The 6,000-nt window shown below is 67.2% G+C and carries 4 protein-coding genes; 2 read left to right on the top strand and 2 right to left on the bottom strand.

What is annotated here, in order from left to right; all coding sequences use genetic code 11:
- Nucleotides 1-51 precede the first annotated feature (51 nt).
- Both C471_RS00145 and C471_RS00140 read left to right on the top strand, forming a co-directional pair.
- The gene (locus C471_RS00145; protein ID WP_004045640.1) at nt 52-918 is read left to right on the top strand and encodes a hypothetical protein; all 867 of its coding nucleotides are present in this window, start codon (nt 52-54) and stop codon (nt 916-918) included.
- A 46-nt stretch (nt 919-964) separates the two neighbouring features.
- Nucleotides 965-1,957 carry a glycosyltransferase family 4 protein gene (locus C471_RS00140; protein WP_004045638.1) on the top strand — a complete coding sequence of 331 codons (993 nt, stop codon included), beginning with the start codon at nt 965-967 and terminating at the stop codon, nt 1,955-1,957.
- A gap of 198 nt (nt 1,958-2,155) precedes the next feature.
- Here the strand turns inward: C471_RS00140 and C471_RS17315 are convergent, their stop codons facing one another.
- Both C471_RS17315 and C471_RS00130 read right to left on the bottom strand, forming a co-directional pair.
- Nucleotides 2,156-2,446, bottom strand: a complete 291-nt coding sequence (locus C471_RS17315; protein WP_160163116.1) for a hypothetical protein — start codon at nt 2,444-2,446, stop codon at nt 2,156-2,158.
- Nucleotides 2,447-2,773: 327 nt separating this feature from the next.
- Nucleotides 2,774-5,851, bottom strand: coding sequence for an FAD-binding and (Fe-S)-binding domain-containing protein (locus tag C471_RS00130; RefSeq protein ID WP_049908887.1), 3,078 nt, complete (start codon nt 5,849-5,851; stop codon nt 2,774-2,776).
- Nucleotides 5,852-6,000 lie beyond the last annotated feature (149 nt).

Genomic DNA, 6,000 nt, shown 5'->3' with positions numbered 1-6,000 from the left:
TGTGTATAAGAGACAGGAATACAACCGTCGACGGGGTACGGTGGCGTACTCATGGACGATCAGCGGTTCCTCGAATCGGAGTGGGACTACTGCCTGGTGTTGGACGCGTGCCGCTACGACGTGTTCGAGGACGTGTACGACGAGTACCTCGACGGCGACCTCGAGAAGCGCTGGAGCGTCGGGTCGTCGACGCCGGAGTGGGCTTACCGGACGTTCACCGGCGACCACGACATCGCCTACTTCTCCGGGAACCCCTTCATCAACGATCTGGGGATCCCACTGAACGAGCTGAAGTGGGGCGCGAGCTGCGACTACGAGTGGACCGCCTCCGACCACATCAGCGACATCCACGACGTCTGGAAGACCGGCTGGGACGAGGACCTCGGCACCGTCCCGCCGGAGGGGCTCGCCGAGGCGTACCGGAACAACCGGGAGGCCGTCGAGCGCGCCGACCGCACCGTCCTCCACTACATGCAGCCGCACGCGCCGTACCTCTCGCGCGGGAAGGGCCAGAAGCTCAAACAGATCCAGAAGGGGATCAAACGACAGGAGGAGGAAGCGGCCGAGGGCGGGAGCGACGACGACGGCGGCCTCCTCTCGTCGCTCAGCGACACGGTTCGACCGAAGATCGAGAGCCGGCTCGACGACAGCGAGTTCGCCCAGAAGGCGGGGCTGTGGCTGGAGCTCGACCCCAAGGACCTCGTGAAAGACGGCACCCGCGTGACCGCGCTCAAGCTCTACGAGGAGAACCTCCGGATCGCCTTAGAGTCCGTCGCCGAACTCGTCGAGGAGCTCGACGGCACGGTGGTCGTCACCGCCGACCACGGCGAGGCGTTCGGCGAGGAGGGCGTGTGGGAACACCACATCGAGACCCACATCCCGCCGCTGATGGAGGTCCCGTGGCTGGAAGTGGAGTAGCCGCCCGCGACGCCGTCGACGCCCGAACCCGAGCGGTCCACCACCGATGAAAGTCAGCCACTACTTCGAGTTCGAGGACCACGTCACCGGCGGCGTGGCCGCGTCCGTCGACCACCAGCGGAAGATGTTCGACCGGGTCGACATCGAGTACACCACCGAACCGACCCTCGACGCCGACGTGCTCCACTGCAACCTGATGGGGCCGCGCTCGGTGTGGTACGCGCGCCGCGCCCGGAAATCGGGGATCCCGGTCGTCGCCCACACCCACGTCACGGCGGAGGACTTCGGCGACAGCTTCCGGTTCACCAACGCGCTCGCGAAACCCCTGCGGCCGTACCTCAGCCGAGCGTACGGCCTCGCGGACGCGCTGATCTGCCCCTCCGAGTACAACCGGGGCGTGATCGAGGGATACACCGACGCGCCGACCACCGTCATCTCGAACGGCGTCGACCGCGAGAAGCTCGCCGGCTTCGAGTCGCTGGAGGCCGAGTACCGCGAGCGCTACGACCTGTCCCCGCCGACCGTCTTCCTCGTCGGCCACGTGATCAAGCGGAAGGGACTGGAGACGTTCGTCGATCTGGCCCGCGAGCTGCCCGATATCGACTTCGCGTGGTTCGGGCCGCTCGACCTCTCGCTGAAGGGCCGCGAGACCACCCGCCTCATCGAGGAGTCCCCGGACAACTGCACGTTCACCGGGTTCGTCGACGACATCCGGGGCGCGTTCGCCGCCGGCGACGTGTTCCTGTTCCCGACCCACGAGGAGAACGAGGGGATCGCGCTGCTGGAGGCGATGACCGCGGGGACGGCCGTGGTCGTCCGCGACATCGAGACGTTCTCGTGGCTCGACGACGGCGAGGACTGCCTGAAGGTCGACCCCGCCGCCGCGGACGGCGAGACCGAGGCGTTCGCCGACGCGATACGCCGCCTGTCCGACCCCGCGCTCCGGGAGCGGCTCGGATCGAACGCGGCGGCGCGCAGCGAATCGTTCTCGCTCGACGCGATCGCCGACCGGTACCGGTCGCTGTACGAGTCGCTCTGACCGGTCGTCGTCGGCTGTGTGCCGCCGACCGCCACCTCTTCGCCCGTCACCCACTCGCGGCTCTCTGGCGATCGCCGCCGATAGTCACCCGGGAGTGAAGTCGTGGGGTTCCGCCTTACCTATCCGTGGGTAGGTTCCGCGCCTCCCTCCGGTGTCATTCAAATATTTTATCTGATGGTTTCGTATTCATATATGTATTCATATATCTAGAACGCCTCGGTCTCCACGTCGGCCATCTCCGAAACTGAAACCGCGGTCGCGACCGGTTCTCGAAAGGGCGTCGGCCGTCTCCTCGCTCCCGTCGCGCACGACCGTGACGTCGACCGCGTCGCCACCGACGAGAACGACCGCGTCGCCACCGACGAGAACGACGGCGTCGTCCGCGTCGCGCTTTCTCCGAACTCCGCGGAAATCCGATCTGCGATCCCTCTCACCTTCTGTTTTAAGCACTTCACGGTAGCAGATCGGTCGGTTCGGGTTCGTCGGCACCGTACGGCCACCTCGGTCACCGTCAAATTACCGTGCGCCCTGACCGCTGTACCGTGATTCGGACTCGGTCAACTCCCGGATCAGTCCCCGGTCAGATACCCGGTCGGGACCCGACTGCAGATCGGTTTTGTGCGCTCAGTTATGAACGGCGGATCGAACACGAAACACGCTAAAGTATATGGAAAAATAACTGTATGTGAAAGAGATAGTTAAGTGGGAGAGCGCGAGCCCTGAGCGTCATCACTGGCTGCGATGTCGCCGCTCGACCCACGGACAAACGGCTTGGGCGACGAGGTCGGAGAAGCCGGTGAGGGAAGCGACGCCGACTCAGTCGTCGGCGGGCGACGGGCTCGTCGCGCCGCCGCTGGCGTCGGGTCCGGTCACCGCCTCGGCGACCTTCTCGATCGGGTGCGGCGGATTCTCCCCGCCGTCGCGGTCGCCGAGCTGGGAGCGACAGGAGGCGCCGGGCGCGGTCACCGTCTCGCCCTCGCTCTCGTCGACCTGGTCGAAGAGGATCCGTCCGATCGCCTTCGAGATGTCGTAGTGCTCCGACTCGTAGCCGAACGAACCGGCCATTCCGCAACACGACGAGTCGAGCGGGTCCACGTCGTAGCCGGCCCGCCGAAGCACGCCGACGGCGTGGTGATCCTTGTTCGTCGCCTTCTGGTTGCAGTGGCCGTGGTAGGTGAGCGACTCGGCGGGCGCGTCGAACGCCAGCTGTTCGTCGACCCGCCCGGCGTCGAGGTACTCCAGAACGCCGTACGCTGCGGCCGACACCGCCTCGACCTCCTCGCCGTCGAGCAGGTCGAGGTACTCGTCCTGGAACATCACCGCGTCCGAGGGCTCGACGAAGACGACCGACTGCCCCTCGCGGACGCGGGGCGCGAGCGCCGCGACGTTCGTCTCGGCGCGCTCGCGGGCGTCGTCGAGGAAGCCGGTCGAGAACGCCGCCCGTCCCGAAGGCGCGAGGTCGTCCGGGACCTCCACGCGGACGCCGGCCGCCTCCAGCACCTCGACGGCGGCCTTGCCGGCGACCGGGTAACTGTAGTTGGTGTAGGTGTCGGGGAACAGGACGACGGTGTCGACCGCCTCCGCGGGGTCGATCGTGGATCCGCCGCGCGACGCGAACCACTCCTCGAAGCTCGTCGACCGGAACGTCGGCAGTTCGCGGTCCGGTGCGATCCCCGCGACCGCGTCCATCACCTTGCGGGCGCCGGGGATCTTCGTCGCCGCGTTCGAGATCGGCGCGAGCGTGCTCCCGAGCGCCGAGAAGCGGTCGATGTCGCGGAAGATCCGCTCGCGGAGCCCCGACCCCTCCTCCTCGTGGTGCTCGTGTTTCACCTCGGCCTTGAGCTTCGCGAGGTCGACGCCGGTCGGGCAGTCGCTCTTACAGCCCTTACAGCCGACACAGAGCCCGAGCACCTCCTCCTGGAACCGATCGGAGTGAATCTCGTCCTCGCCGAGCTCCCCGCTGATAGCGGCCCGGAGCATGTTCGCCCGGCCGCGGGTCGCCTGGATCTCCTCCTCGGAGGCGCGGTAGGTCGGACACATCACGCCCGAGTCGGTCTCCCGGCAGGTGCCGCAGCCGTTACACAGCTCGACGAGGTGCGAGAATCCGCCCTCGTCGTCGAAGTCGAGCTCCGTCTGCGGCTCGATCGACTGGTACTCGGGGCCGTACCGGAGGTTCTCGCGCATGTCCGTGTCGGCGGCGGTGTCGGGGTAGCCGCGCTCGGCGGCGGTGTCGCCGTCGACGTACACGACCTTCCCGGGGTTCATCCGCCACTCGGGGTCGAACGTCGACTTGAGCTCCTGGAACGCGCTCCAGAGCGCCTCGCCGTACATCTTCGGGTTGAACTCCGTGCGCGCGAGCCCGTCGCCGTGCTCGCCCGAGAAGGCGCCGTGGTGTTCCAACACGAGGTCGGTCACGTCCTCGGAGATGGAGTGCATCTTCTCGACGCCCTCCTCCTCTTTCAGCGAGAGGATCGGCCGGATGTGAAGGGTGCCGCTCCCGGCGTGCGCGAAGTACGCGGCCGAGGTGTCGTGGTCGGTGAGGACGTCCTCGAACTGCCCGACGTACTCCGCGAGCTCCTCGGGCGGCACCGTCGCGTCCTCGATGAACGGATACGGTTTCGGGTCGCCCTGCATGCTCATCAGAAGCGGAATCGCCGCCTTCCGGAGCTTCCAGAGGTCGTCCTGGTCCTCGGGCGTGTACGCTTCCAACACGTCGAAGGCGTCGCCCTCGTCGACGAAGTGCGCGTTCGTGTCGGCGATCGCGTCCTCGAAGTCGTCGACCAGCTCGGAGTCCCACTCCAACATGAGCGCCGCCGTGGCGCGGTCCGGGATCGGCTCGGCGTACTGCGCGAACTCCTGGGAGCCGGCGGCGAGCGAGAACACCTCGTCGTCCATCAGTTCGACCGCGCTCACCGGGAACTCCAAGGCCTCGGGAACCGCCTTCATCGCGTCGACCAGCGAGTCGAAGGTGTACAGCGCGAGCGCCGTCTCCTCGGGGCGGGTGACGAGCGACACCTCGGCCTCGACGATCGTGCCGAGCGTCCCCTCCGCGCCGACGAACAGCTTCGAGAGGTTGATCACCCGCTCGCCGTCGTCGTTCTCGTAGATCACCTTGTGGAGGTTGTACCCCGACACCGAGCGCTTGAGGTTCGGGTACTTCTCGTCGATCTCGGCCTCGTTCTCCTCGACGAGCTCGCGGGTGGTCTCGTACAGCGCGGCCTCTCGGTCGTCTTTCGACACGATCTCCTCGTACTCCGGCGAGTCGAGGACGACCTCGCGGGTGCGGATCAGCGAGCCGTCCGCGAGCACGACCTTCAACTCCTCCGTGTACGCGTCGGTGATCCCGTACCGAACCGAGTGGGCGCCCGTTGAGTTGTTGCCGATGCCCCCCACGACGGTCGCGCGCGCCGAGGAGGCCGGGTCGGGCGCGAACTTCAGCCCGTCCTCGGCCAGCCGGTCGTCGAGGTGGTCTTGCACGACTCCGGGCTGGACCACCGCCCGCCGGTCGTCGGGCCGGACCTCGACGATCTCGTCCATGTGCGTCGAGAAGTCGAGGACGACGCAGCCCGGACCGACGGTCTGGCCGCCCAGCGATGAGCCGGCGCCCCGCGGAATGACCGGGACCTCGTGGTCGGCCGCGACCTCCATCGCCGCCTGGACATCCTCAACCGAGCGCGGGATCACGACCCCGGCCGGACGTGCCTGATAGATGCTGCCGTCGGTCGCGTACAGCACCTGCGCGTACTCGTCGAACTGGACCTCGCCGGCGACGCGGTCCCGGAGATCCTCCGCGAGTGCCCGGTAGGCGGGCACGTCCGGCCGATCGTGGCCGAGTGCGGCCGCCGACGTATCGAAGTTATTCGTGTCGTTCCCACGCATGGGCTTACCTGCCATGTTACAGATAGACAGCGAAGAGAGAATAAAACCTTTGTTAATAATGAATATGGTCGGTTGTCCCGATCTTCCGGCCGTGGCGCCTCGCCGGGGGGCGTCCGCCCGGTGCGGGCTTCGTCTCCCAACACCGGTCTCCGAGCACACCTCGC

The organism is Halorubrum saccharovorum DSM 1137, assembly GCF_000337915.1.
Classification (GTDB): domain Archaea; phylum Halobacteriota; class Halobacteria; order Halobacteriales; family Haloferacaceae; genus Halorubrum; species Halorubrum saccharovorum.
Note: the sequence above shows the minus strand (reverse complement) of the source record. Positions and strands in the feature narration are given on the sequence as shown.